This is a genomic window from Erwinia sp. 1181_3, assembly GCF_052824965.1.
Genome location: NZ_VTDE01000016.1, coordinates 34,902 through 58,449, shown reverse-complemented (window position 1 = coordinate 58,449; position 23,548 = coordinate 34,902). Strand labels below are relative to the sequence as shown.

Annotated in this window: 22 protein-coding genes, 5 tRNA genes and 2 other RNA genes; 24 read left to right on the top strand and 5 right to left on the bottom strand. The window is 52.5% G+C overall.

Annotated features, from left to right (window positions below):
* Positions 1 to 32 precede the first annotated feature (32 nt).
* The 8 genes from wecG (at position 33) to FY046_RS22775 (ending at position 1,900) form a co-directional block, all read left to right on the top strand.
* Positions 33 to 773 carry a lipopolysaccharide N-acetylmannosaminouronosyltransferase gene (gene wecG, locus FY046_RS22810; RefSeq protein ID WP_446186513.1) on the top strand — a complete coding sequence of 247 codons (741 nt, stop codon included), beginning with the start codon at positions 33 to 35 and terminating at the stop codon, positions 771 to 773.
* A 179-nt stretch (positions 774 to 952) separates the two neighbouring features.
* A tRNA-Arg gene (locus tag FY046_RS22805) sits at positions 953 to 1,029 on the top strand.
* Between the two features lie 85 nt (positions 1,030 to 1,114).
* Positions 1,115 to 1,190, top strand: a tRNA-His gene (locus FY046_RS22800).
* A 27-nt stretch (positions 1,191 to 1,217) separates the two neighbouring features.
* Positions 1,218 to 1,304, top strand: a tRNA-Leu gene (locus FY046_RS22795).
* A gap of 34 nt (positions 1,305 to 1,338) precedes the next feature.
* Positions 1,339 to 1,415, top strand: a tRNA-Pro gene (locus tag FY046_RS22790).
* Positions 1,416 to 1,508: 93 nt separating this feature from the next.
* A tRNA-Pro gene (locus FY046_RS22785) sits at positions 1,509 to 1,585 on the top strand.
* 33 nt (positions 1,586 to 1,618) lie between these two features.
* Positions 1,619 to 1,744, top strand: a non-coding RNA gene (locus FY046_RS22780) — RtT sRNA.
* A gap of 35 nt (positions 1,745 to 1,779) precedes the next feature.
* A non-coding RNA gene (locus FY046_RS22775) (RtT sRNA) lies at positions 1,780 to 1,900 on the top strand.
* Positions 1,901 to 1,951: 51 nt separating this feature from the next.
* Here the strand turns inward: FY046_RS22775 and FY046_RS22770 are convergent.
* On the bottom strand, positions 1,952 to 2,536 hold the full coding sequence (locus FY046_RS22770; protein WP_133846860.1) for an NAD(P)H-dependent oxidoreductase: 585 nt from the start codon (positions 2,534 to 2,536) through the stop codon (positions 1,952 to 1,954).
* A 79-nt stretch (positions 2,537 to 2,615) separates the two neighbouring features.
* Between FY046_RS22770 and FY046_RS22765 the strand changes: the two genes are divergently transcribed.
* On the top strand, positions 2,616 to 3,227 hold the full coding sequence (locus FY046_RS22765; RefSeq protein WP_133846859.1) for a TetR/AcrR family transcriptional regulator: 612 nt from the start codon (positions 2,616 to 2,618) through the stop codon (positions 3,225 to 3,227).
* A 556-nt stretch (positions 3,228 to 3,783) separates the two neighbouring features.
* Here the strand turns inward: FY046_RS22765 and hemY are convergent.
* From hemY to hemC, 4 genes are all read right to left on the bottom strand, one after another.
* Positions 3,784 to 4,974 (bottom strand): protoheme IX biogenesis protein HemY, encoded by a 1,191-nt coding sequence (hemY, locus tag FY046_RS22760; RefSeq protein WP_446186515.1) that lies wholly within the window; start codon positions 4,972 to 4,974, stop codon positions 3,784 to 3,786.
* A gap of 2 nt (positions 4,975 to 4,976) precedes the next feature.
* Complete coding sequence (gene hemX, locus FY046_RS22755; protein ID WP_133846858.1) at positions 4,977 to 6,116, bottom strand: uroporphyrinogen-III C-methyltransferase; 1,140 nt, start codon at positions 6,114 to 6,116, stop codon at positions 4,977 to 4,979.
* Between the two features lie 79 nt (positions 6,117 to 6,195).
* Complete coding sequence (gene hemD / locus FY046_RS22750) at positions 6,196 to 6,939, bottom strand: uroporphyrinogen-III synthase (protein WP_133846857.1); 744 nt, start codon at positions 6,937 to 6,939, stop codon at positions 6,196 to 6,198.
* Positions 6,936 to 7,877 carry a hydroxymethylbilane synthase gene (gene hemC, locus FY046_RS22745; protein ID WP_133846856.1) on the bottom strand — a complete coding sequence of 314 codons (942 nt, stop codon included), beginning with the start codon at positions 7,875 to 7,877 and terminating at the stop codon, positions 6,936 to 6,938. Before hemC ends, hemD begins: the two co-directional genes overlap by 4 nt.
* Positions 7,878 to 8,169: 292 nt before the next feature.
* Here hemC and FY046_RS22740 point away from each other — a divergent pair, with 292 nt between their 5' ends.
* The 15 genes from FY046_RS22740 (at position 8,170) to ysgD (ending at position 23,452) form a co-directional block, all read left to right on the top strand.
* Positions 8,170 to 10,725: a class I adenylate cyclase gene (locus FY046_RS22740; RefSeq protein ID WP_446186512.1), complete on the top strand. Its 2,556-nt coding sequence runs from the start codon at positions 8,170 to 8,172 to the stop codon at positions 10,723 to 10,725.
* Positions 10,726 to 11,240: 515 nt separating this feature from the next.
* Positions 11,241 to 11,771, top strand: coding sequence for a CS1 type fimbrial major subunit (locus FY046_RS22735; protein WP_197931315.1), 531 nt, complete (start codon positions 11,241 to 11,243; stop codon positions 11,769 to 11,771).
* A gap of 165 nt (positions 11,772 to 11,936) precedes the next feature.
* On the top strand, positions 11,937 to 14,120 hold the full coding sequence (locus tag FY046_RS22730) for a TcfC E-set like domain-containing protein (protein ID WP_446186511.1): 2,184 nt from the start codon (positions 11,937 to 11,939) through the stop codon (positions 14,118 to 14,120).
* A gap of 22 nt (positions 14,121 to 14,142) precedes the next feature.
* Entirely contained in the window at positions 14,143 to 14,844 is a 702-nt protein-coding gene (locus FY046_RS22725) for a pilus assembly protein (RefSeq protein WP_197931316.1), read from the top strand.
* On the top strand, positions 14,844 to 15,317 hold the full coding sequence (locus FY046_RS22720; protein WP_167864777.1) for a hypothetical protein: 474 nt from the start codon (positions 14,844 to 14,846) through the stop codon (positions 15,315 to 15,317). Before FY046_RS22725 ends, FY046_RS22720 begins: the two co-directional genes overlap by 1 nt.
* 27 nt (positions 15,318 to 15,344) lie before the next feature.
* A complete protein-coding gene (locus FY046_RS22715) occupies positions 15,345 to 15,869 on the top strand; it encodes a hypothetical protein (RefSeq protein ID WP_167864778.1) in 525 nt (174 codons plus the stop codon).
* Positions 15,869 to 16,513 (top strand): hypothetical protein, encoded by a 645-nt coding sequence (locus FY046_RS22710; RefSeq protein ID WP_167864779.1) that lies wholly within the window; start codon positions 15,869 to 15,871, stop codon positions 16,511 to 16,513. Before FY046_RS22715 ends, FY046_RS22710 begins: the two co-directional genes overlap by 1 nt.
* An 11-nt stretch (positions 16,514 to 16,524) precedes the next feature.
* Complete coding sequence (locus FY046_RS22705; protein ID WP_167864780.1) at positions 16,525 to 17,508, top strand: hypothetical protein; 984 nt, start codon at positions 16,525 to 16,527, stop codon at positions 17,506 to 17,508.
* 201 nt (positions 17,509 to 17,709) lie between these two features.
* The gene (gene lptM, locus FY046_RS22700; RefSeq protein WP_133846847.1) at positions 17,710 to 17,910 is read left to right on the top strand and encodes an LPS translocon maturation chaperone LptM; all 201 of its coding nucleotides are present in this window, start codon (positions 17,710 to 17,712) and stop codon (positions 17,908 to 17,910) included.
* Between the two features lie 27 nt (positions 17,911 to 17,937).
* Positions 17,938 to 18,762: a diaminopimelate epimerase gene (gene dapF / locus FY046_RS22695; protein WP_133846846.1), complete on the top strand. Its 825-nt coding sequence runs from the start codon at positions 17,938 to 17,940 to the stop codon at positions 18,760 to 18,762.
* Positions 18,759 to 19,466 carry a DUF484 domain-containing protein gene (locus FY046_RS22690; protein ID WP_133846845.1) on the top strand — a complete coding sequence of 236 codons (708 nt, stop codon included), beginning with the start codon at positions 18,759 to 18,761 and terminating at the stop codon, positions 19,464 to 19,466. The genes dapF and FY046_RS22690 overlap by 4 nt, the downstream gene beginning before the upstream one ends.
* A complete protein-coding gene (xerC, locus tag FY046_RS22685; protein ID WP_133846844.1) occupies positions 19,463 to 20,371 on the top strand; it encodes a tyrosine recombinase XerC in 909 nt (302 codons plus the stop codon). Before FY046_RS22690 ends, xerC begins: the two co-directional genes overlap by 4 nt.
* A complete protein-coding gene (yigB, locus tag FY046_RS22680; protein ID WP_167864782.1) occupies positions 20,371 to 21,087 on the top strand; it encodes a 5-amino-6-(5-phospho-D-ribitylamino)uracil phosphatase YigB in 717 nt (238 codons plus the stop codon). Before xerC ends, yigB begins: the two co-directional genes overlap by 1 nt.
* Before the next feature lie 59 nt (positions 21,088 to 21,146).
* Positions 21,147 to 23,309: a DNA helicase II gene (gene uvrD / locus FY046_RS22675; protein WP_171149787.1), complete on the top strand. Its 2,163-nt coding sequence runs from the start codon at positions 21,147 to 21,149 to the stop codon at positions 23,307 to 23,309.
* Positions 23,310 to 23,395: 86 nt separating this feature from the next.
* Positions 23,396 to 23,452 (top strand): YsgD/CorL family protein, encoded by a 57-nt coding sequence (gene ysgD / locus FY046_RS22670; RefSeq protein ID WP_374760164.1) that lies wholly within the window; start codon positions 23,396 to 23,398, stop codon positions 23,450 to 23,452.
* Positions 23,453 to 23,548 lie beyond the last annotated feature (96 nt).

Genomic DNA, 23,548 nt, shown 5'->3' with positions numbered 1-23,548 from the left:
CTTGCCAGGCGATTTGTTTTGAAGGAATGTCCATGAGTGTTTCTGTAACCGTGCCGCAATATCGGATCCGCGGGATAACGCTGTCAGGCTTTAGTGATATGGCGCAGTTTGTTGATTACCTCAATCAACAGGGTGAGCTGAAAACCGGCACGCTGGTAGCGATCAACGCGGAGAAAGTGCTGACCGCAGAAGCCGATGCGGCGGTGTATCAGTTGATTGATGCCGCAGAATACAAATATGCCGATGGCATCAGCATCGTGCGCTCTATCCGCAAGAAGTATCCGCAGGCGCAGGTATCGCGCATTGCCGGAGCCGATCTGTGGGAAGCAATGATGGAGCGTGCCGGGCGTGAGGGAACGCCGGTTTTTCTCATTGGAGGCAAACCGCCGGTTCTTGCGCAGACCATCGATAAGTTGCGTCGCCAGTGGAATGTGAACATTGTCGGATCGCAGGATGGGTTCTTCACGCCGGACCAGCGCGATGCACTCTTTACGCGCATCCGGGAGAGCGACGCGAAACTGGTGACGGTGGCGATGGGGTCACCACGGCAGGAGATTCTGATGCGTGACTGCAAAGCCAGCTACCCGGATGCGCTGTATATGGGCGTGGGCGGCACCTACGACGTGTTTACCGGCCAGGTGAAGCGTGCGCCTAAGATATGGCAGCGAATGGGCCTTGAGTGGCTGTATCGCCTGATTTCACAGCCTTCACGCCTGAAACGTCAGCTCAGATTGCTGAAATACCTCAAATATCACTGGCGCGGCGATCTTTAATCAATAAGTCATTGTTGTCACTGAAAGGCCTTTTGTGCGATTTAACCGGGTGAAAAGGCCGAAAAACGCTGCTACTTTAGACGTAATGCACAAAGCGTAATCAAACGCGTTTTTTTGTGAAAAAAGCACTGGACAGTCAGGGCTCTCCTCCGTAGTATGCACATCCGCAACGGCGCTACGCGCCCGTAGCTCAGCTGGATAGAGCGCTGCCCTCCGGAGGCAGAGGTCTCAGGTTCGAATCCTGTCGGGCGCACCATTTATTTTGTGCGCATATGAGCGGCGGTGGTAACATTTACCGCGTTAGTCAGTAGTAGAAAGAAGCAGTAAAGAAGTCAGGTATGGTGGCTATAGCTCAGTTGGTAGAGCCCTGGATTGTGATTCCAGTTGTCGTGGGTTCGAGTCCCATTAGCCACCCCAGACTTTAAGTACAAGATTTTGTCGTATGCGAAGGTGGCGGAATTGGTAGACGCGCTAGCTTCAGGTGTTAGTGTCTTAACGGACGTGAGGGTTCAAGTCCCTCTCTTCGCACCACAAAATCTAAGCAGTAAAGCAGTGCCGTAGTATTCGGCGAGTAGCGCAGCTTGGTAGCGCAACTGGTTTGGGACCAGTGGGTCGGAGGTTCGAATCCTCTCTCGCCGACCAATTTAGAAAACCCTGCTGTGGCGGGGTTTTTGCTTAAAACCTGAGAGTTTTGAGCGATAAAAAAAAGAAAAGTAGTGGCATTACAGAAGTATTCGGCGAGTAGCGCAGCTTGGTAGCGCAACTGGTTTGGGACCAGTGGGTCGGAGGTTCGAATCCTCTCTCGCCGACCAATTTAAGAAACCTGCTTGAAAAAGCAGGTTTTTTTTCGTCTGTACATAATGAGGATGAGAACCTCCGAAGGAGGTTTGAGCCGAGCGAAGCGAGACAACGTTGCTTCAGCAACGGCCCGCAGGGCGGCTCGAAGAGCCGTAATCCTCTCTCGCCGACCAATTTAAGAAACCTGCTTGAAAAAGCAGGTTTTTTTCGTCTGTACATAATGAGGATGAGAACCTCCGAAGGAGGTTTGAGCCGAGCGAAGCGAGACAACGTTGCTTCAGCAACGGCCCGCAGGGCGGCTCGAAGAGCCGTAATCCTACTCGCTACCAATTTAAGAAACCTGCTTGAAAAAGCAGGTTTTTTTTCGTCTTTTATTTCGTTTACACCAGCCCCATTTTCCTTCCCAGCTCGCTCACATTTTGCAGTTCAGCGCTTAGCGCATCTCCGGGCATTTGTAACAACAGTTCAGAGGTCAGCACCTCCGCACCACAGAAATCGAAAATCCCGTGATCGATCTGCGTTCTCATGGCGGCAAAGTAACCGTGACGGGCGTAAGTACGCATATCGCCCGCGCCAATGGCGACCAGATGCACCTTAAGGTGTTGCAGTTTTTTTACCAGGCGGCCATCGTCATCGGCGTCATAAGCCCAGCCTTGAGTAAATACGCGGTCAATCCAGCCTTTTAGCTGTGCAGGCATCGACCACCAGTAAATCGGATAAACCAGTACAAGGGTGTCCGCGCGGTCGATCCTGGCGTGTTGCGCAACGATCTCCTCTGTTACCGATCCCTGCTGGCGGAACGCGGCTACATCATCGGCGGTAAAACGCGGGTCAAATCCTTCGGCGGCAAGATCGGCGATCTCAATGCTGCCACCTGTTGACTCGATGCCCTCTGCGAGTTGTCTGGCGACGAGATGTGTCAATGACTGGCGATCGGGATGAGAAACGACAATAAGGGTATGCATGAGCAGCCTCCGGCTTGCAGGTTGAACTGAGAAAAGTTACGCTAATATACTATTGGTAAGTTACCTTTGGTATATAAGCATGTCAACGGACAAAAACTCTTCACCGCTGCCCCGGCGACGTTTATCGCGTGAGGCGCGTTACCAGCAGCTCATTGAAGCTGCATGGCAGCTCATTCGTACCGAGGGAACGGAGGCGTTAACGCTGGGCCGACTGGCCGAGCAGTCAGACGTCACTAAGCCCGTGGTGTATGATCATTTCGGCACACGTTCAGGCCTGTTTGCGGTGCTCTATCAGGAGTTCGATGCCCGCCAAAATGCGCTGTTTGATGCGGCATTAGCGCAAAGTGAAGCCACTTTGTCGGCCAGGGCGCAGGTGATGGCAGAATCTTATGTGAATTGTGTTCAGAAACAGGGACGGGAGATACCGGGCATTATTGCTGCGCTGGTCGGCTCACCCGAGCTTGAGCAGATCAAGCGGGCCTACGAAGTGGCCTTTATCGAGAAGTGTCGCGAAACGCTGACGCCTTTTACCGGGGGTAAAGCATTATCGAACGCCGGTTTGTGGGCCATGTTGGGGGCTGCGGAAGCGGTGGCTTACGCATCCACCCGTCATGAAATCACCGAACAACAGGCGCGGGATGAGTTGTACGCGGTGATTATGGCACTGGTCGAACGCAGCGTAAGAACATAATATCCGTTTGTCGCTACATTGAGACATATAACGCTATGTTTAATAAGGTGTTTACTTAAGTATGCGCTGCCTGTCTCTAAATGGAGACGCACCTCGGGCAATCGTGTCGGCTTGAGGTGACATCAGAGAAGGGCAGTAAAGTCGGCTAAGCATGAATTAATATGTTAACTATCAGTGAGATATTAAATTCATGGTGAATGAATTTCTATTCTGGCACGCGCTGTGCAAGAATACCCTCGTAGATGCTCATTCCACCTCTTATGTTTGCAGATGCTTCATAAACCTGGGAATGACGCAGAGCCATTTTACGGTACCTGTTGTCCAGCCAGCCAATATCGCTAACGCCTTATTGGATCTATCGGGCAATACGTTGAGTCAGGTACCAATCGGTTGTCTTAACCGACCTGAAAATTTGCACCTGTCCCCGGACAGGTGTTTTTTTTTGCCCTGATGCCCGTCATCTTTCGTGCCGCAGATGCGTTGGCTGCGCAGTTACAGGCATAAAAAAGCCGGGCATTGCCCGGCTTTCGTGTCTTTTTGCAGATGCAGATGCAGATTAAGAATTATTTTTCAGCGTCAGCAGCAAGCCATCACGGCGCATGGTGGCCGCTTCTTCCGGCTTGTGCTGACGATCCAGCGTATCAGCCAGCCAGGCGTAGTCGAAAGCATCCGGGCGCTGTTGCAGCGCCGCACGGAAGGACTCGGCAGCCTGTTCCCATTCACCGTGCTGCATCAAGAGTTGACCCAGCGTACTGTGCAACAGCGGTGTTGCGCCATGCTGCTTGATCTGCTGACGAAGCGCTTTCTCGAGTTGCTCCGGGTTACCGGTTTTCAGCCGTGGCATCAACAATACCAGGCGCTCATCGTACTGACGCTTCAGGCCATCCAACACGATTTGCTGTGCGGTGTCGTGGTCATTACAAACGATAAGATGGTCCGCCATTGCCACCTGTAAAGCGGGGTCATGACGCGTTTTGCGGCTCTGGTTCTGCCACCAACGCTTCAGACCATCACTGCCCTGATCGGCCATGGCCTGGCTCATCAGCCCCAGCCATGCCTGCTGTTGCAGATCGAGGCGATGGGCTTCATCACCCAACTGAATCTTCTCCATTGCAGGCAGAATATCCAGCAATGCGCCCCAGGCATGGGTACGCAGATAAGCCTGTTCAGCCAGACGCAGGACTTCAGGGTGGCGTGGCGCAATCTCCAGCAGACGATCAATACCGTGGCGTGCGGCGTGATCTTCATTACGTGCCAGTTGAATACGTACACGGGTGATCTCTACGGGCAGCGGGTCACTGTTATTTAATTCGGTAGCACGTTCCAGATGCTGATTGGCACGTATCTCGTCACCGCGTTGTTGTGCGGCTTCGGCGGCCAGCAGATAGTTAACCATCGGTTGTTCAGCATGGTCGGCATTACGTGACAGCAGTTTTTCAACCTGCTGGTAATCACCCTCCGCCAGTTTGATCAACGCAGCATTGGTATGTTTATGTGCACTGCGGCGTTTGCGGCCGCTAAACCAGCCGCGGGTGCGTGCCCCCGTACGGAAGAGACGGCGGAGCAGCCATTCGATAGCCAAAATCACTATCAGCGTCAGGATCAGCATGATCACCAGTGCAGTCACACTGGTTTTAATATCCCAGTTGTCGGTCTGGATCAGTACAAAGCCCTGATGACCCGCAATCACGGGACCCAGCACAATACCGGCGATTAGCAGCAGGAACAGCAGAAGTACTTTCAACATCATTATTCTCCCTGCTGCTGAGATGAAGCGGATGGTGCGGCTGGCTGTGCCAGCAGATTACGCACGCGTGTCTCCATCAATTTATCGAGCAGTGGCTGACTTTGCAGAGCTTCCGGAACATCCATTGATACGCTCTGCTGGCTCAGCTCATCCAACTGGCTAAGGAAGGCTTTTGTATTCGGATCGTTGCTGTCAAACCAGGCACGTGTCCAGGCGGAAACCGTGTCGATAGACTGTTTGAAGATTTCATCTTGATGACGCGGTACTGCCTGAGCCGCAATGAGCAGGCGTGAACGGATATTTTCACGTAAATAAATATCCTGATCCGGGGCCATCAGTGGCTCTGCGGTTGCGTCACGACGACGGATGGTGATGAAATCGTCCATAAAGTTATGCCAGCTCTTGACCAGATTCTGACGCCATTCACGCAGCGAAGAGGAAAGCTCATTGCTGTCGGCATCCATTGGCTCATTATCACTGTCATTATCGGCGATGCGCAGATTATCAACATCGTTAGATAATTGGTTTAATTTGAGGATCACGCCATCGTAGTCGACCTGGCTGAGAGCGGACAGGGTACTGATGTCATGCGTGAGCGCGCGGCGGGCATCGATCAGGCTCGGATCGTTCATGTCGGCCAGGCTGGCATCCGCACTTTTCAGCAGCGCTGCTGCGGTGGTGACGTCTTGATCGCTCCACAGCTTACGTCCGGCCATTTTGACCAGGTAATCAGCCTGCGCCAGCATCCATGTCTGGGCATCGCTGCCTGAGATGGTGGCGACTTTTTGTTTCAGCTCATCCAACTGTTGGCTGGTGGCTGCCTGCTGCTGACGGGCGGTATCCAGTGCGCTGGTTTGCGTTGCCAACTGCTGTTCCAGTGACTTTTTGTCACTGAGCGCTGACTGTTGCAGGTCGGATAGCTGTAAGGCAAGCGCCTGACTGGCGGCGGCCTGCTGCTGTATTTGATGGTTTCCATACAGAGAGAGACCCGCACCCACAGCCAGTGCAATCGCGATGGCGACAGCACCCAGCACCACACCGCTGTTTTTCACTTTACGTGGTGATTGTGATTCAGATGTTGAGTTATCAACCGCTGGGGTAGTCTCTTCAACCATGGCGGAGGAATCTTTGTGTTCCGTCATAATGGCTCATCCCATATTTAAGTGTGTTTTATACCTTAGCATTGACGTTTCATTGCTCGCGCAATATCCGTACGACCTTTTAAAGGTATAGCGCGCGCAATAGCGCGTCATTATCGGCACCCCCGGCGACACAAATGTTCGCCCAGCCCAGTTCCCGGGCCAGAGTAGCCAAACGTTCACTGACGACAACCAGCCGGCAGTGCAGGAGCCATTCATCCCGATCAACATCGGGGAACAGCTGGTAAAGCTGTTGCAGCATTTCACCACTGGTCACGACCAGGGTATCAATGCCGCAATTACGCCAGCGTCGGCCTTCTTCCGCTCCGTGATAAGGCTTTTCACAACGCTGGTAGCACTCAATGAACTCTACCTGAGCGCCACGGGCAAGCAAAGTTTCTGCCAGTAATTCCCGACCACCGTTGCCGCGCAGAATAAGGGCGCGTTTGCCGACAACCGCTTGCAGGGCCGGAAGCTGGATCAGTACTTCGCTGATTTCCTGCTCGTGAGGCCAGACAACGTTATGGCCACTGACCGCATGCAGTGCCAGCGCTGTCGTGCGGCCTATAGCATAATAGTTCAGGTTGGCAGGCCATGTAGTTCCAGTAGCAGAGAGTGCGGGCTGGGCATAATGGATTGCGTGTTGTGACAAGATAAAGACCAGATCGCCTGCCGCCAGCGATCGAAGTCGCCCGGGCAGGGTATCCAGCTGGGTTCCCGGCGTAAACTCAATCAACGGGAATGCCCAGGCCACCTGACCACGCGTGCGCAGACGGCTGACCAGCTCGTCGGCGGCCGGTGATGGGCGGGTGACCAGAATCGTCATGCCGGGGGATTTCCCTGGTAGACCTCAGCGAGGATGTCGCGCGCGCCGTTATCCAGCAGTTCCTCCGCCAGCGAAATACCCATTTTTTCTGCATCTGTACGTGGGCCGCGACGTTCACCGCGAACCATCAGGCTTCCGTCTGGCGCACCGACCAGCCCCCGTAGCCAGAGTTGATCGCCTTCCAGCAGCGCATAGCTGCCGATGGGCACCTGGCAACCCCCTTCCAGTCGGGTATTCATCGCACGCTCTGCACGAACCCGGCAGGCGGTGTCGTCGTGATTCAGCGCAGACAATAGCCCAATAACCCAGACATCATCGAGGCGGCATTCAATGCCCACCGCGCCCTGACCCACCGCCGGAAGAGATTCTTCAGCCGGCATGATCTGACGAATGCGATCGCCAAGGCCCAGACGTTTCAGCCCAGCCACGGCAAGGATAATGGCATCATATTCACCAGCATCCAGCTTGCCCAGGCGCGTGCCAACATTCCCGCGCAGCGAACGGATAATCAGATCCGGGCGACGTGCACTGATCTGACACTGGCGGCGCAGGCTGGACGTGCCGACAATCGCGCCCTGCGGTAAATCATCGACAGACGCATAATGATGAGAAACAAAGGCATCATGCGGGTCTTCACGCTCGCAGATCGTGGTTAATCCCAGACCCGGCGGAAAATCGACCGGCACGTCTTTCATCGAATGCACGGCGATGTCGGCACGATCGGACAGCATGGCCTGTTCCAGTTCTTTAACGAACAGGCCTTTACCGCCGACTTTCGCCAGAGGAGTATCGAGGATCACATCCCCGCGTGTAACCATAGGCACCAGCTCAACGCGCAGGCCTGGATGGGCGGCGATTAAACGTTGCTGAACATACTCTGCCTGCCATAGCGCGAGTGGACTTTGTCGGGTGGCAATTCTTAAAATTTTGTCTAACATGCTTGATACCGTTTTGATCGTTCACTGATTATCCTATCATTGAACCGGGAAGGCTGTCAGTTAAACGGCGGTACACGGAGGTATTGCATCAGGTTGGTCGCAAAATGTGCTAAACTGTTAAGTAGCGCAACTTTCTTTACGGTCAATCTGCCAGGTGTTAGATTGATCACGTTTCCAGCAATAATCTGCACGACTATTTTTAAAGCAAGCGGCAGATTTCGGAAACCGAACTTTTATATACCCTTGTTAGTCCAATAAGGGTATAGGCACTGGGATAATCAGGCGAGACGTCTTGTACCTCTACATTGAGACACTGAAACAGAGACTGGATGCCATTAACCAGCTGCGCGTTGATCGTGCGCTGGCGGCCATGGGGCCTGCGTTCCAACAGGTTTACAGTCTGCTGCCGACCTTATTACATTATCATCATCCGCTGATGCCGGGTTACTTCGAAGGTAACGTTCCACATGGCATCAGCTTTTACACGCCTGATGAAAGTCAAAAGTTCTATCTGGATGATTTAGAAGGAAAATCCGGTTCTGCCGCGGCGATCCCTCCCGAGGGTGAAATGCCGATCACCGGCGTCTACTCGATGGGCAGTACCTCATCCGTCGGTCAAAATGATACCTCCGATCTCGATATCTGGGTCTGCCATCAGTCATGGCTGGACAATGACGAGCGCCTGAGCTTGCAGAAAAAATGCACCCAGCTGCAAAAGTGGTGTGCGGCCATGGGCGTTGAGGTGAGTTTCTTCCTTATTGATGAAAACCGTTTCCGGCACAACGAAAGCGGCAGCCTCGGTGGTGAAGATTGCGGCTCTACTCAGCATATCCTGTTGCTGGATGAGTTCTATCGCACGGCGGTGCGCATGGCGGGTAAACGTATTCTGTGGAATATGGTGCCACGCGAAGAAGAAGAACATTACGACGACTATGTTATGTCGTTGTATCAACAGGGCGTGTTAACCCCTAACGAATGGCTGGACCTCGGTGGTCTGGGTACGCTGTCGGCCGAAGAGTATTTCGGTGCCAGCCTGTGGCAGTTGTATAAAAGCATCGATTCGCCCTACAAGGCGGTGCTCAAAACGCTGCTGCTGGAGGCCTATTCCTGGGAATACCCTGCCACGCGTCTGCTGGCGATGGATATTAAACAACGCCTGCACGACGGTGAAATTGTCTCTTATGGGCTCGACCCCTACTGCATGATGCTGGAGCGGGTGACTCACTACCTCACCAGTATTGACGATCATGCTCGCCTTGACCTGGTGCGACGTTGCTTCTATCTCAAAGTCTGTGAAAAACTGTCGATTTCAGCAGAAGACACGGGCTGGCGCCGCGAAATTCTTGGCCAGCTGGTTAAAGAGTGGGGCTGGGATAATGCCCGCCTGGCGATGCTCGACAGCCGTGCCGACTGGAAAATAAGCCAGGTTCGAGAAGCCCATAATGAATTACTGGATGCGATGATGCAGAGCTATCGCAACCTGATTCGTTTTGCGCGCCGTAACAACTTAAGCGTCAGCGCCAGCCCGCAGGATATTGGCGTGCTGACGCGTAAGCTGTACGCGGCCTTTGAAGCTCTGCCAGGGAAAGTCACTCTGCTTAATCCGCAGATTTCCCCTGACCTGTCAGAATCACACCTGACCTTTATTCATGTGCCAAACGGCCGCGCTAACCGTGCAGGCTGGTATCTGTATAACCAGTCACCAGACATGAGTTCGATTATCAGCCATCAGCCGCTGGAATATAATCGCTACCTTAACAAGCTGGTGGCATGGGCATGGTTTAACGGCCTGCTGACCAGCAAAACGCGGCTGCATATTAAAGGCAACGAGATCTGCGATCTGGCCCGTTTGCAGGAACTGGTGTCCGATGTTTCGCATCACTTCCCGTTGCGTCTGCCTTCGCCTACGCCGAAAGCCCTTTACAGCCCGTGCGAGATCCGTCATCTGGCGATTATCGTCAATCTTGAATATGACCCGACGGCGGCATTCCGCAATCAGGTGGTGCATTTCGACTTCCGTAAGCTGGATGTGTTCAGTTTTGGTCAGCAGCAGCAGTGCCTGGTTGGCAGTGTCGATCTGCTGTACCGCAACTCGTGGAATGAAGTGCGTACGCTGCATTTCAACGGCGAGCAGGCAATGATTGAAGCGTTGAAAACCATTCTGGGCAAAATGCACCAGGACGCCTCACCGCCAGATTCTGTGGAAGTCTTCTGCTATAGCCAGCACTTGCGCGGATTGATTCGTACCCGTGTGCAGCAGTTGGTGTCTGAATGCATTGAACTGCGCCTTTCCAGCACTCGTCAGGAGCCAGGCCGATTCAAAGCCGTACGTGTAGCGGGACAGACATGGGGACTGTTCTTTGAGCGCCTCAGTGTTTCGGTACAAAAGCTGGAAAATGCGGTCGAATTCTACGGTGCCATTTCCAATAATAAACTGCACGGCCTGTCGCTTAAGGTGGAAACGGATGAGGTACGCCTGCCTGCCGTGGTGAATGGCTATGCCAGTGAAGGCATCATTCAGTTCTTCTTTGAAGATACCCTGGACGATCACGGCTTCAATATCTATATCCTTGACGAAACAAACCGCGTTGAGGTGTATCACCATTGTGAAGGCAGTAAAGAGGAGCTGGTGCGTGATGTCAGCCGCTTCTACTCGTCCTCACACGATCGATTCACCTACGGTTCCAGTTTCATCAACTTCAACCTGCCGCAGTTCTATCAGATTGTGAAGGTGGAAGAGCGCTTCCAGGTGATCCCGTTTCGCAGTCAGACTCTGACGCAGCTCTGTGCTGCCGTACCGAATGATAGCGCCAGCGAAGAGAACGCACGACGCTATCAGATGCACTAAGATGCGATAGATTTTTATGCTGCCGATCCCCTTTGCGATGATTGAGTCCCCGTAGTATTGTTGATCATTTTTCACTCCATGCCGTCACCTCCCCTGCATATTATTTCGTAACGCTATGATTTGTCGTGCTTTATTTTATTTCCACCTATCATGATGTTTAATTTAAGCATCTTATGTTTGTCATCTATCAACTTGTTATTAATTGATTTATTTAATTGTGCGACATATTATTTTTAGAAATTTGTAATGTGCGATATTAATGGTCGCAATTCTATTATTTTAAAATTTAGCGATACTTTTAATTATATATGTAATTATTTTTTTCATTTATTTGTTTTTATGTAGTAGGGTTTGTCATAATACGTCCATCAATTTTGGATGTGTTGGCTATATTTCAACTACTAACAAGCGAGAGGCGTTTTGCCTGTAATTTATATTACAGGCAAGGTGCTTTACACCTTGGGGGGATGGTCATCATGAAGGTGACTTAGTTAAATATATTATGGATGAATATCATGAAACTCAGCAATATTGCACTTGCAATGGCAATGACTCTTTCTTTCGCCGGTGCTGCACACGCTGCGACTAAAACTGATTCAGTTTCTAAGAAAATTACGCTGACCGCACAGATTAACGATGGCATGTTTGTATCCAAGCCAGATGGTTCTTCTTGGTATAACACCGAAGAGCTGGAACCGACTGATTACAAACAGAAGAAATTCTCTAAAGTGCTGCCTATTCGTGTGTGGACTAAGAATGCTGACTTTAATATTTCCCTGGCTCAGGACCTGAAATTGGCCGGCCCTAATTATGAAATGTTGAACCCAGTGGTAACTCTTGGCTCTGCTCAGGGTGACCTTGCAGTAAAATATGGCACGGCACAGAAAGTGACCCAAACCGTACAGACTGCTGATGGCTTTGACGCTATTTACAACCTGACCGTCACTGTTGATGCACCTGCTACTCCTGCTGATGGCAAACCAAGCCTGAATGGTAGCTACAGCGGTGATCTGGTTATGCTTTTTGAGCCATCAACGGGTTCGTAAGAATCAGCGATAGCTTAGTTTAACCCCGGTTAGACCGGGGTTTTTTTTGCATTGACTACCTGGTAGAGGAATATGGATATGACTCACCGAAAAATAAAAAGCTTACTTTATAAAGGGTGGGTCTTTGTTTTTTTTGCAATGAACTCCCCGGGTTCGTTCGCCCAGATGAAGATCTCTTATAATGTACCTGCTGGGTTTAGTGCTTCAGATTTAGAGGATGATGCGCGTTATTTAGCAACGTTTAACGGCAATACATTGCCGGACTTTATTATTATTTCCCGGCAGGACGGTAAATTAACATTTAATCAACGAAAATATCTCAGTAATGGCGTGGGGGTTGAAGATATTGCTACGCTGAGGAAAATATTTGAGAATTTTGACTACCAAAAATGTCATAACGGCTGTGATTTAACGCTGGAAGGCTATCGTGTCTCTGTCGATAAAGTTAAACGCACCATAACCATTCGTGATGCGAATAGTGATTATATTGTGCCGGCCACAAATTTTGGTCTGGTCCATAATCAGTCGGTTGACCTGCGTGCCTCTTCTGAGAGTTATCGCGCAATGAACATTAACGGTAATGCCTGGCTTGGGCTGCCCTCTCAGTCCTTTGGTTTTCTTAGTTGGTATGCCAGCCGTACAGAAAGAGAGAATCAGAGCGCTGATACGCAGGGTGTTTCATCCTGGTATATGCAGAAAAATTTCGCTGACATCTATGTTCGAACGGGTAAACAAAACAGCGTTGATTACTCATCCGGTTCGATCAGTACGCTGCTGACCAGCGGTTTTAACCAGTTTTTTACTGTGGGAAGTCAAGCTCACCTGTTAAGTAACCCGAATAAGGGGTCACTGGTGCTGTATGCCACCTCGGAAGGTAACTACGAGTTTTATCGTAACGGCCGTATGTTGCTTAAGCGCCCGGCAGTCCTGGGGCGAAATGAGATCGATTTTTCCGATCTACCTGGCGGTTATTACCCACTGGAGATCAGATTGGTTGACCATAATGGCCGGCTGATAAAAAAAGAAGAGCGAGAAGTTAATAACGTTAACTTTGGCAGCGGGCGGAATGCCTGGAGCCTGACCGCTGGCCGCGAAGCACAGACCAATCTGTCGATGTTGCAGGCATCCTGGAGCCAGGATATGCGCTGGTTCTTTGTGAATACCTCCATGATACATGGTGATAAAGGCAAATGGGCGGCAGAGCTGAATCTTACGCGCTCCATTGTAACGGGACTGTTCCAGGTGATCCCAACGTTAGGGGTGTTGAGCGGTGAAAAGAAAACCGGGGGTTACGTCAGCATGAGTGCCACCAGCGAGAAACTTGGCACGCTGTCCCTAAGCCGTTACCAGAATAATCAGGTATCCCATTTTTATGCCGGGTCCAGTAGTACCAGCCTTTCTTACAGCTATCTGCTGAAAGGGGCGATGTTAAGTTACAGCTATAGGCGCTATTCGAATAGCGAACAGCAGCAGGCTGAAGTGCGCTGGAACTATCGTCCGAACGGACTGTGGGCCAACTTTGCCTTGGGCATACAGAAGGGCGGTTACCAGCAGTCATCGGGGAATTATGGTGTTTACCTGAATACCAGTTGGACGCTGAACAACTCACAGGCCAGCTTCAGCGCTGCTCGGTCTGGCGGACAAACGCAGTTGAGTGGCGATTACCGTAAAACCTTCGACGATGATTTCGGCGAAACCACTGCGGGCACCACCGTCAACCGCATCGGTAATGAAACCAACGTTAATCTCTATGCCAGTCGTTCCGGTACCCGTGGTGATGCTTCACTTAACGTCGGGCATGACAAAAACAGTACCAATGGTGATTTCAACTATAGCGGCATGATCGCGGCGAATGCTCAGGGCATTGCTCTGGGGCGCTACAGCTATAGCGGCGCGGCCATGATGCTGGAGACACCAAAAATTGACGCGCTGGATTATGGCTTTAGCGTTGAAGGTGCACCTGTTGCCGGCGGGCATCGCTATGCCATTCCGCTGAAACAGTATACCGATATCCCGTATGCACAGGTCATGACCCGCAGCAACGATATGGATATGAACATTGAAATCCCGGCCAACATTGTGCGTTCGCACCCAGGACAGGTTTATAACGCTAAAGCAACGGTCGATATCAACCTGTTGTACAACGGCTTTATGAAAACCGTACAGGGGCTTCCCGTCAGCGGCGTCATTTCTGAAACCGGGGATAACGTTTATCAGAACGGTCTGTTCTCTATTGCCAGTAAAGGCGTACTGCAACAAGTGACGGTCGATGGCAAGCAGGGGAGTTTCCGCTGCGACTTAACCAAACCCAGAGGCAATGATTACCCCTGTGTGCCGTTGCGGCCTTAAATTTTAATGAGTGAGAATATTTATGCCTAAAAAATTATTGCTGACCATGCTGGCGATACCCGCGATGGTCGGTGGGTTACTGTTTTCAGCCCCAGCGGCACTCGCCGACGGAGAACTGATGGTTCTCCCGGTCAGTACACGTCTGTTTAACGCCCATCCGCAGATGATCAAAGTACGTAATGTCGGCGATTCTCCGCTCTATCTCTCCGTAAGACTGGAGAAAGTGATGAATCCTGGCATGTATCCTGAAAAGAAAATCATGATGCGCGACCTGCCTCATCCGGGCGTGCTGGCAACGCCAGAAAAGCTGACCCTGGGACCTAATCAGAGCCGCGATATTCGCCTGACGTCGCTTGAAGAGCCCACGCAGGAAGGCGTATACCGCCTGTATATCACCCCGGTACATTCGCTCCAGGTGAAAGATGCGCCACAGGATAAAATCACCGCACCCATGAGTGTCGCTATTGGATATGGCGTGCTGGTGCGCCATATGCCTGTGCCACGAAATCAGAAAAGCAGCTGGACACACCGCTGCGAAGGCAAACAAATCATCCTGACCAACAGTGGAAATATCCGGGTCCGCTTGTCGGATATGAAATTCACCCCAGCAAATAAGAAAAATCCGGCCACTGTCGGTCTTTTCCCAGGCGTACCGCAGTCATTTACCGCCAGTCAGATTGTCATGAATGTTGACGATGAACCGACAACCCTGAGCTGCCCGTGATGCGTTTGCTGTTGAGCGTACTACTCGGTTTATGCCTGTTGAACAATACGTCGCAGGCAGCGGGTGTGCTGCGCATTTCACTCAGCGAGATGACCCTGGGCGGGCCAGACCGTGTGGGAAAACTGATGGTGAAAAATACGGGTGATTCTCCGCTGTATCTTGATGTCACCCAGGAGCAGGTGCAAACGCCTCTGACAGACCCTGAAGTACGTATACCTGTGGGCAACGTTGCCGCTCCCTCGCTGTTGATTAGCCCGATGCGTCTGGCGCTGGGGCCCCAGCAAGAGAGGGAAATCAATGTGAAAGAACTCCGTAAGCCTGCACAGCGAAAAATTTGGCGCGTGACTTTTCGTCCGCGTGAAAATATCAGCGTACAGGGGGTGACGACGGAGAATACCCTGGTGCCTTTGGCGGTCAGTATCGGTTATGGGGTGGTGATTTATCAACTGGGTGCTTCAGTGGGTAACAAATAACGCAGGGGAAACGGAATGATATCAAAAATGAAGATAGCGCCACTGCTGCTTTGTTTGTTGCCGGGCCTGAGCCAGGGGGCAGACATAGAGCTCAAAGGAAAATTTACCAGTAAAATTAGCGCTCATGTGATCAAAGAGAATAATCTGTTTGTTACCGATGAAAAAGGGACTTGGTACGATCAGGGTCTACAGCTTGAGCAGCTTGGGGCGTTTGACACGCCTTATTCGGTTGCAGCGCCGCTGCGAATTACGTCCAGTAGTGGAACCTTTCAGGCCAGTCTGGCGCTGCCGCTGACGTTACAAAACAAAAATAAGCCTGAACTGTTGTTCCGTAATATAAAAGTCGTTATGGGGGCGATGGATTCTCCGGTACAGGAGCTGACGGCAACGACTAAAGTGACCTTTTCCAATCCCCCACCGGTAAACGATGAAGATACCATTGGGCACTATCTGATCAATATTTCAGGTTACCCGCCTGCCGGAGACTTTAAGTCCGTGGGGGGAACTTACAGCGGCGTGCTGTCATTACTCTTTGAGCCAGTGGTGGAATAATGTTTAGATCGCTATTAGCAACGTTGATATTACTCTTCGGTTTTCCTGTCTGTGCAGTGATTGATTTGGTACCAAAAATGATTGATGTTGACGGGGACAATATTGCCAAAATGATCCTCGTCAACAAAAGTGACCATGTAGAATACGTTACCGTCACCCTTTCAAAACTGATCAACCCCGGTGTGCCGTATGACAAAGAAATACTTGAGCCGGTGGGGATGGCGCGCAACCCGCAGCTCTATGCCTATCCGTTCAAACTGTCCCTTGCACGCGGTCAGTCAAAAACAATTAATCTCAAGCCGCTGGCCGCTGTTACGCAGGAAACCGTTTACCGACTGGATGTAAAGCCGTCCACTGAAATATCCGGCAACGGGATAGCAAATCTTGCTGCTGGCGTGGCGGTTAACCTGAGTTTTAGTGCGTTGGTACGCCAGCTGCCAGAAAAAAAGATCAGCACCCTGAGCGCCGTATGCCGCGCGAATACCATTACGCTGACGGCGACGGGCACCACGCGTTATCAGGCAAAAAACATTAAAATTGATAGCAGAATAGTGGATGATTTTAATGTCTATCCCGGCACACCACAGATGATACCCGGTGAAAAGATAGACATGGATGGAAAATATTGGTGCAATCGTCAATAAGGATAAAAGGAATGCGAGTTATTATTTCAGGTGTGTTGGTGATTTTAATTCATTGTCTTGCTGTGAGTTCGGCTTATTCCGCAAATATTGTTAAAGCAGATGTTGCTAAAAGATACAGTGGCTGCTCATTGCAAAAAACACAATATGGTACTTATGCGAGGCTCACCATTTCATTTAACGCCGTGGAAGGAATAATTGGAAGTGATAAGTTGAGGTCACGTGCGATTTTATTCTACACGTATTCTAAGGAAGGTCTTCCAGTCAGGTCGTACCCTTTGAGAGTGCAAATAAATTCTTCAGATACGACTCTTATTGGTTCGATGAGAGAAAATGGTTATGTGCGAATATTTGCGCAGAATGTCTGGGGGGTTCCGATTACTTATCCATGGGGTGAGGCGGGGGCGTTTATCGGAGAAACATCAGTCTATTTTTATAATGATGATATAGAAAACTGGGCGGCGGTCGCCATCAGTTCGGGTGTTGATACTCTCGGTACTCATTATAACGATAATAAGAGTGCCTATATTACCTTTGGCAGCGAAGGAAGTTGCCGCATCATTGCCGACCCTGAAAACCCACCCGAACCCGATGTATCAATGACGGCAACGGCACCCGATTGGGACCTGGGTGAAATAAAAAGCGGCGAGCAGATCATTCCCTTTAGCAGCAGTCAAAGCCAGTTTTGTCTGGAGTATGATCAAGCCTATGCGACCGGTAAGAAATTTGTCATTAATGCCAGCAGTCAGAACGGCGCAGTGAATAATCAGTATCAGCTGATAGGCCTGCAAGATAATACGCAGATTATTCCCTACCAGTTGACGCTTGACAGTGGTAGCAACAAGGTTGACCTCCCTAACGGGCCATTATCCACACTGCCACTGCTGCCCGGTGGGAAAACCTGTTTTCTACCCACGTTCCGTACCTTCGCGCCGAAGGGGATTAAAAAGGGTGACTACAGCGATGTGCTGACCTTTACTATTGCCACTAAAGCGTAACGGGTAAAGAGAAACCGCCTGCGGCCGTGGGCGGTGTTTGGCTAACATCTTTTCTCTCCCACTCCGTTCCCTCTTATACCTCTGCGTCACCGGGGCTTCTGATGTCGAATGCGGCAACAGGGATTGCGCTTTTCCTGTTGCTTTTCGAACTTCACCTGCGATGATAGACGGCAAAAGGTATCTTTAACGAGCAGAACAAGAATGAAGAAAATACGATTCCCGCTGGCTCTGGTACTGGCTGCGGTCAGCCTCACGGGATGTGGCCTGAAAGGCCCGCTCTATTTCCCCAAAGATGAGACTGCTAAACCGCAGGTCCAGCAGGCTACCCCAACGACGCCATCCGCCACGTCAGAGCAGACGCCTGCCACGACCCGCGGACAGAGTGTGCAACCGGCTCAGTAAACTATGACGCACCCGGCGGAGCAGAAAATGCAGTTTTCAAAAATGCACGGCCTAGGCAACGACTTTATGGTGGTTGATGCCGTCACGCAGAATGTCTATTTCTCACCTGAGTTGATCCGCCGTCTGGCCGATCGTCATCTGGGGATCGGCTTCGATCAGCTACTGATCGTTGAGCCGCCTTACGATCCTGATCTGGACTTTCATTACCGTATCTTTAACGCCGACGGTAGCGAAGTGGCACAGTGCGGCAACGGCGCACGCTGTTTTGCCCGCTTTGTCCGCCTGAAAGGGCTGACCAATAAAAATGATATCCGCGTCAGCACCCAAACCGGCCGCATGGTGTTAAGCGTCAACCAGGATGAACTGGTGTGCGTGAACATGGGCGAACCCAATTTCGAACCGCAGCAGGTGCCTTTCCGTGCCAACAAAGCGGAAAATATCTACCTGATGCGCGCTGCTGAGCAAACTGTGATGTGTGGTGTGGTGTCGATGGGTAATCCACACTGCGTCTTACAGGTTGAGAGTGTAAAAACCGCCACGGTGGAAATACTGGGGCCGGTGCTGGAAAGCCACGAACGTTTTCCTGAGCGGGTCAACGTTGGTTTTATGGAAGTGGTCAGCCGCGAACATATCCGTCTGCGCGTGTATGAACGCGGTGCGGGTGAAACCCAGGCCTGTGGCAGCGGTGCATGCGCCGCCGTCGCGATCGGGATACAGCAGACGTTGCTGGCGGAAAAAGTGCGGGTTGACCTGCCTGGCGGCACGCTCAATATCGCATGGAAAGGTCCGGGGCATCCCCTGTATATGACCGGTCCTGCCACTCACGTATATGACGGGTTTATTCATTTATGAAAAATGTCGGGGAACAACAGGACGCTGGCGAAATCTTACTAGACGATCGTACGGTCAGTGAGTTCCTGATGCAAAATCCAGACTTCTTTATCCGCAATGCCCGCCAGGTTGAACAGATGATCGTGCCGCATCCGATCCGCGGCACCGTCTCGCTGGTGGAGTGGCAGCTGGCGCGTCAGCGCAATCATATTCACCAGCTGGAAGAAGACATTACGCTGTTGATGGAGCAGGCCAGCGCAAATCAGCAGCTGTTTGATCGGCTGTTCGCCCTGCAGGGGCGTCTCGCCTCGGCCACCAGTCTGCATGACATGCTTAACCGCCTCCATCGCTGGGCGCGTGAATTTGGCCTTGCGGGGGCAAATATTCGGCTGTTCGCTGAGAAATGGCGCATCGGTGCCCCTTCCGACTTTACGCAGCTGGCGCTGCCGCGTCAGGCATTTGAATCTGTGCGCATTCAGCGTTTGGGTAAACAGAATCACTATCTTGGCAGTCTTAATGGCCCGGAGTTACTGTTACTGTTGCCACAGGCAAAAGCCATTGGTTCGGTCGCGATGTCGCTGCTGGGTGAAGAGGGTGACCTCGGCGTACTGATCTTCAGCAGCCGCGACAATCAGCATTACCAGTCGGGCATGGGTACGGTGTTGTTACAGCATCTGTCGCTGATGTTGCCCCAGCTGCTGTCACGCTGGATAGAACGCGCGTGAATAGCGAGTCGCCCCTGCTGCCAGCCGTAGAGGGCTTCCTGCGTTATCTGAAAGTGGAGCGTCAGCTCAGTCCTCTCACTCAGGAGAGCTATCAGCGCCAGCTCAGTGCTGTCATAGCCCTGCTGGATGAACTGAACGTGAGTGACTGGCCACGGCTGGATGCTGCCCTGGTGCGCTCACTGGCGGCCCGCAGCAGTCGCAGCGGGCTGAAGCCCGCGAGCCTGGCGCTGAGGCTTTCCGCATTACGTAGCTTCCTCGACTGGCTGATCAGCCAGGGCGTCATCAACGCTAACCCGGCGAAAGGCGTTGCCACGCCGCGCGCTGCACGGCATCTTCCCAAAAATATTGATGTCGATGAAGTCGACAAGCTGCTGGACATTGACCTCAATGACCCGCTGGCCGTTCGCGATCGCGCGATGCTGGAGGTGATGTACGGTGCCGGCTTGCGTTTGTCCGAACTGGTGGGTATTGACCTGAGTCATCTTGACCTCGCTTCCGGTGAAGTGTGGGTGATCGGTAAAGGCAGCAAAGAGCGCCGTCTGCCGATTGGCCGGACCGCCGTCCATTGGGTTGAGCACTGGATGGTGATGCGTGAGCTGTTTGCACCAGAGGACACTGCGTTATTCCTGTCGAAGCAGGGCAAGCGCATTTCAGCGCGTAACGTACAAAAGCGTTTTGCTGAGTGGGGCGTTAAACAGGGGCTGTCCAGCCATGTTCATCCGCATAAACTGCGTCATTCATTTGCAACGCATATGCTGGAATCCAGTGGTGATTTGCGTGCCGTGCAGGAGCTGCTCGGGCATGCCAATCTGACCACTACGCAAATCTATACCCATCTCGACTTTCAACACCTGGCGTCGGTTTACGATGCTGCCCATCCCCGTGCGAAACGAGGAAAATCCTGATGCACTTTTACCGGCCTCTACGCCCTGTTGCGGCAATGACCTTCGATCTTGATGACACGCTGTATGACAACCACCCGGTGATCCTGCGTACCACGCGGGAATCTCACAGCGCGCTACAGGCGTATCATCCCGCGTTGAAGGACTACAGCGTGGCGCAGTATCAACAGGTGCGTGACCGCCTGCTGGCTGCCGAGCCTGAAATTTATCATGATGTCAGCGAGTGGCGTCGCCGCGCAGTCGAGCAAGTGATGCTGGATGTGGGGCTGCCGTCAACGCAGGCGCTGAGAGGTTCGCATGACGTCATGGCTGTCTTTGCCCGCTGGCGCAGCGAGATTGAGATGCCTGAAGAGACGCACGCCACGCTGGCGGCTCTGGCTCAGCGCATACCGCTGGTGGCGATCACCAATGGTAATGCGGAACCCCACCTTTGTGGCCTGGATAAGTACTTCCAGTTTACCCTGCGTGCCGGGCCGGATGGCCGCGCTAAACCTTTCCATGATATGTATCAGCTGGCGGCAGAGCGGTTAAATCTGTCTGCTGAAAATATCCTGCATGTGGGTGACGATCTCACCACGGATGTCGCCGGGGCTATCCGTTACGGCATGCAGTCATGCTGGATTAACCTGCGTGAAGGCAACCTGATGCATATTAACGACACCCGCCTGCTTCCCACGCTGGAAATTTCCCGGTTGGCATCGCTGACCGCGCTGATATAATAAGCTGGTTAAATATCCAGTGGGCGGCCTGATGCTGCCCCCGATCCCCGACGGTGCCTATGGACGTTTCTGAACTGCTCGACAGCTTGAATGACAAACAACGCGAAGCCGTTGCCGCGCCGCGCAGCAACCTGCTGGTGCTGGCGGGTGCGGGCAGTGGTAAAACCCGCGTGCTGGTGCATCGCATTGCCTGGCTGATGGCAGTGGAAAACTGCTCCCCCTATTCGATTATGGCGGTGACCTTCACCAACAAAGCGGCGGCCGAGATGCGCCACCGTATCGAACAGCTCATCGGTACCAGCCAGGGCGGTATGTGGATCGGGACGTTCCACGGGCTGGCGCACCGTCTGCTGCGCGCGCACCATCTCGATGCCAACCTGCCGCAGGACTTCCAAATCCTCGACAGTGAAGATCAGCTGCGTCTGCTGAAGCGCCTGATCAAAGCGATGAATCTGGATGAGAAGCAGTGGCCTGCCCGTCAGGGGATGTGGTACATCAATGGCAAAAAAGACGAAGGGCTGCGTCCGAAACATATCGAAAGTTACGGTAACCCGATTGAACAGACCTGGCTGCGTATTTACCAGGCCTATCAGGAAGCCTGCGATCGCGCCGGTCTGGTGGACTTTGCCGAGCTGCTGCTGCGTGCTCATGAGCTGTGGCTGAACAAACCGCATATCCTCAATCACTACCGCGAACGGTTTACCAATATCCTGGTGGACGAATTCCAGGATACCAACAACATCCAGTATGCGTGGATCCGTATGCTGGCGGGTGACACCGGTAAAGTGATCATCGTGGGGGATGACGATCAGTCTATCTATGGCTGGCGTGGTGCGCAGGTGGAAAACATCCAGCGCTTCCTCAAAGATTTCCCCGGTGCGGAAACCATCCGTCTTGAGCAAAACTACCGCTCGACCAACAATATTCTGAAAGCAGCGAACACCCTGATTGCTAATAACAGTGGCCGCCTGGGTAAAGAGCTGTGGACCGAAGACAGCGATGGCGAGCAAATTGCGGTTTACTGTGCCTTCAATGAACTCGATGAAGCGCGCTTTGTGGTCAACCGCATTAAGGTGTGGATGGAGAATGGCGGCGCGCTGAATGACTGCGCGATCCTCTATCGCAGTAACGCCCAGTCGCGCGTGCTGGAAGAAGCCCTGTTGCAAACCAGTATGCCGTACCGGATCTATGGCGGTATGCGCTTCTTCGAGCGCCAGGAAATCAAGGATGCGCTGGCCTATCTGCGTTTGATCTCCAACCGTAATGACGATGCCGCCTTTGAGCGCGTGATCAACACGCCGACCCGAGGCATAGGCGACCGGACGCTGGATGTCATCCGCCAGACGTCACGTGAACGTCAGCTCACGCTGTGGCAAACCACGCGCGTGCTGTTGCAGGAAAAAGCGCTGGCCGGGCGTGCCGCATCAGCCTTACAGCGCTTTACCGAGCTGGTCGATTCACTGGCGCAGGAAACCGCTGAGATGCCGCTGCATGTGCAGACGGACCGGGTGATCAAAGATTCCGGTTTGTGGCTGATGTATGAGCAGGAAAAAGGCGAGAAGGGCCAGGCACGTATCGAAAACCTTGAGGAGCTGGTTAATGCCACACGGCAGTACAGCTATCAGGATGAAGACCAGGACCTGATGCCGCTGCAGGCGTTTCTCTCCCATGCCGCTCTTGAGGCCGGTGAAGGGCAGGCCGACAAGTGGCAGGATGCCGTGCAGTTAATGACCCTGCACTCCGCCAAAGGGCTGGAGTTTATGCAGGTGTTTATTGTCGGCATGGAAGAGGGCATGTTCCCCAGCCAGATGTCGCTGGATGAAGGTGGCCGCCTGGAAGAAGAACGTCGCCTGGCCTACGTTGGTGTGACGCGTGCGATGCAGAAACTGACCCTGACCTATGCCGAAACCCGACGGCTTTATGGTAAGGAAGTGTATCACCGCCCATCGCGCTTTATCGGAGAGTTGCCTGAAGAGTGCGTGGAGGAGGTTCGTCTGCGTGCCAGCGTCAGCCGCCCTGCCAACCATCAGCGCATGGGGACGCCGATCGCGAAAAATGACAGTGGTTTCGCCCTCGGCCAGCGGGTGCATCATGCCAAGTTTGGCGAAGGGACTATCGTTAATCTGGAAGGCAGTGGCGAGCATAGCCGACTCCAGGTGGCGTTCCAGGGACAGGGCATTAAGTGGCTGGTGGCTGCTTATGCCAAACTGGAAGCGATGTGACGCCCAGAAGGGCGCATGGCCCCGCTTGACGCCTTTTTAGTCTCAGCGTAACATGCGCCCACCATTACCCTAAGAGGACATTCGCCTTGGACACACCCAGTACATACTGGCTCACTGACCTGCATTTCAGGTACAACTCCTAAGGCTATCCTCTTTTGCCGATAGCCTTCGTGGTTGTTGGCGACCGCATGTCCCGTCGCTCTGAGTCAGTTTTGCTCGCTGACTGAAACATCTGTTTC

Excerpts from the sequence above, each read along its gene's own strand:
- FY046_RS22690 (WP_133846845.1), top strand. The coding sequence starts at position 18,759 with ATGAAAAATGTCGGGGAACAACAGGACGCTGGCGAAATCTTACTAGAC.
- FY046_RS22725 (WP_197931316.1), top strand. The coding sequence starts at position 14,143 with ATGCCTAAAAAATTATTGCTGACCATGCTGGCGATACCCGCGATGGTC.
- lptM (WP_133846847.1), top strand. The coding sequence starts at position 17,710 with ATGAAGAAAATACGATTCCCGCTGGCTCTGGTACTGGCTGCGGTCAGC.
- yigB (WP_167864782.1), top strand. The coding sequence starts at position 20,371 with ATGCACTTTTACCGGCCTCTACGCCCTGTTGCGGCAATGACCTTCGAT.
- hemC (WP_133846856.1), bottom strand. The coding sequence starts at position 7,877 with ATGTTAGACAAAATTTTAAGAATTGCCACCCGACAAAGTCCACTCGCG.
- FY046_RS22770 (WP_133846860.1), bottom strand. The coding sequence starts at position 2,536 with ATGCATACCCTTATTGTCGTTTCTCATCCCGATCGCCAGTCATTGACA.
- hemY (WP_446186515.1), bottom strand. The coding sequence starts at position 4,974 with ATGTTGAAAGTACTTCTGCTGTTCCTGCTGCTAATCGCCGGTATTGTG.
- wecG (WP_446186513.1), top strand. The coding sequence starts at position 33 with ATGAGTGTTTCTGTAACCGTGCCGCAATATCGGATCCGCGGGATAACG.
- FY046_RS22730 (WP_446186511.1), top strand. The coding sequence starts at position 11,937 with ATGAAGATCTCTTATAATGTACCTGCTGGGTTTAGTGCTTCAGATTTA.
- dapF (WP_133846846.1), top strand. The coding sequence starts at position 17,938 with ATGCAGTTTTCAAAAATGCACGGCCTAGGCAACGACTTTATGGTGGTT.
- FY046_RS22735 (WP_197931315.1), top strand. The coding sequence starts at position 11,241 with ATGAAACTCAGCAATATTGCACTTGCAATGGCAATGACTCTTTCTTTC.
- hemX (WP_133846858.1), bottom strand. The coding sequence starts at position 6,116 with ATGACGGAACACAAAGATTCCTCCGCCATGGTTGAAGAGACTACCCCA.
- FY046_RS22705 (WP_167864780.1), top strand. The coding sequence starts at position 16,525 with ATGCGAGTTATTATTTCAGGTGTGTTGGTGATTTTAATTCATTGTCTT.
- uvrD (WP_171149787.1), top strand. The coding sequence starts at position 21,147 with ATGGACGTTTCTGAACTGCTCGACAGCTTGAATGACAAACAACGCGAA.
- FY046_RS22765 (WP_133846859.1), top strand. The coding sequence starts at position 2,616 with ATGTCAACGGACAAAAACTCTTCACCGCTGCCCCGGCGACGTTTATCG.
- hemD (WP_133846857.1), bottom strand. The coding sequence starts at position 6,939 with ATGACGATTCTGGTCACCCGCCCATCACCGGCCGCCGACGAGCTGGTC.
- FY046_RS22715 (WP_167864778.1), top strand. The coding sequence starts at position 15,345 with ATGAAGATAGCGCCACTGCTGCTTTGTTTGTTGCCGGGCCTGAGCCAG.
- FY046_RS22710 (WP_167864779.1), top strand. The coding sequence starts at position 15,869 with ATGTTTAGATCGCTATTAGCAACGTTGATATTACTCTTCGGTTTTCCT.
- FY046_RS22720 (WP_167864777.1), top strand. The coding sequence starts at position 14,844 with ATGCGTTTGCTGTTGAGCGTACTACTCGGTTTATGCCTGTTGAACAAT.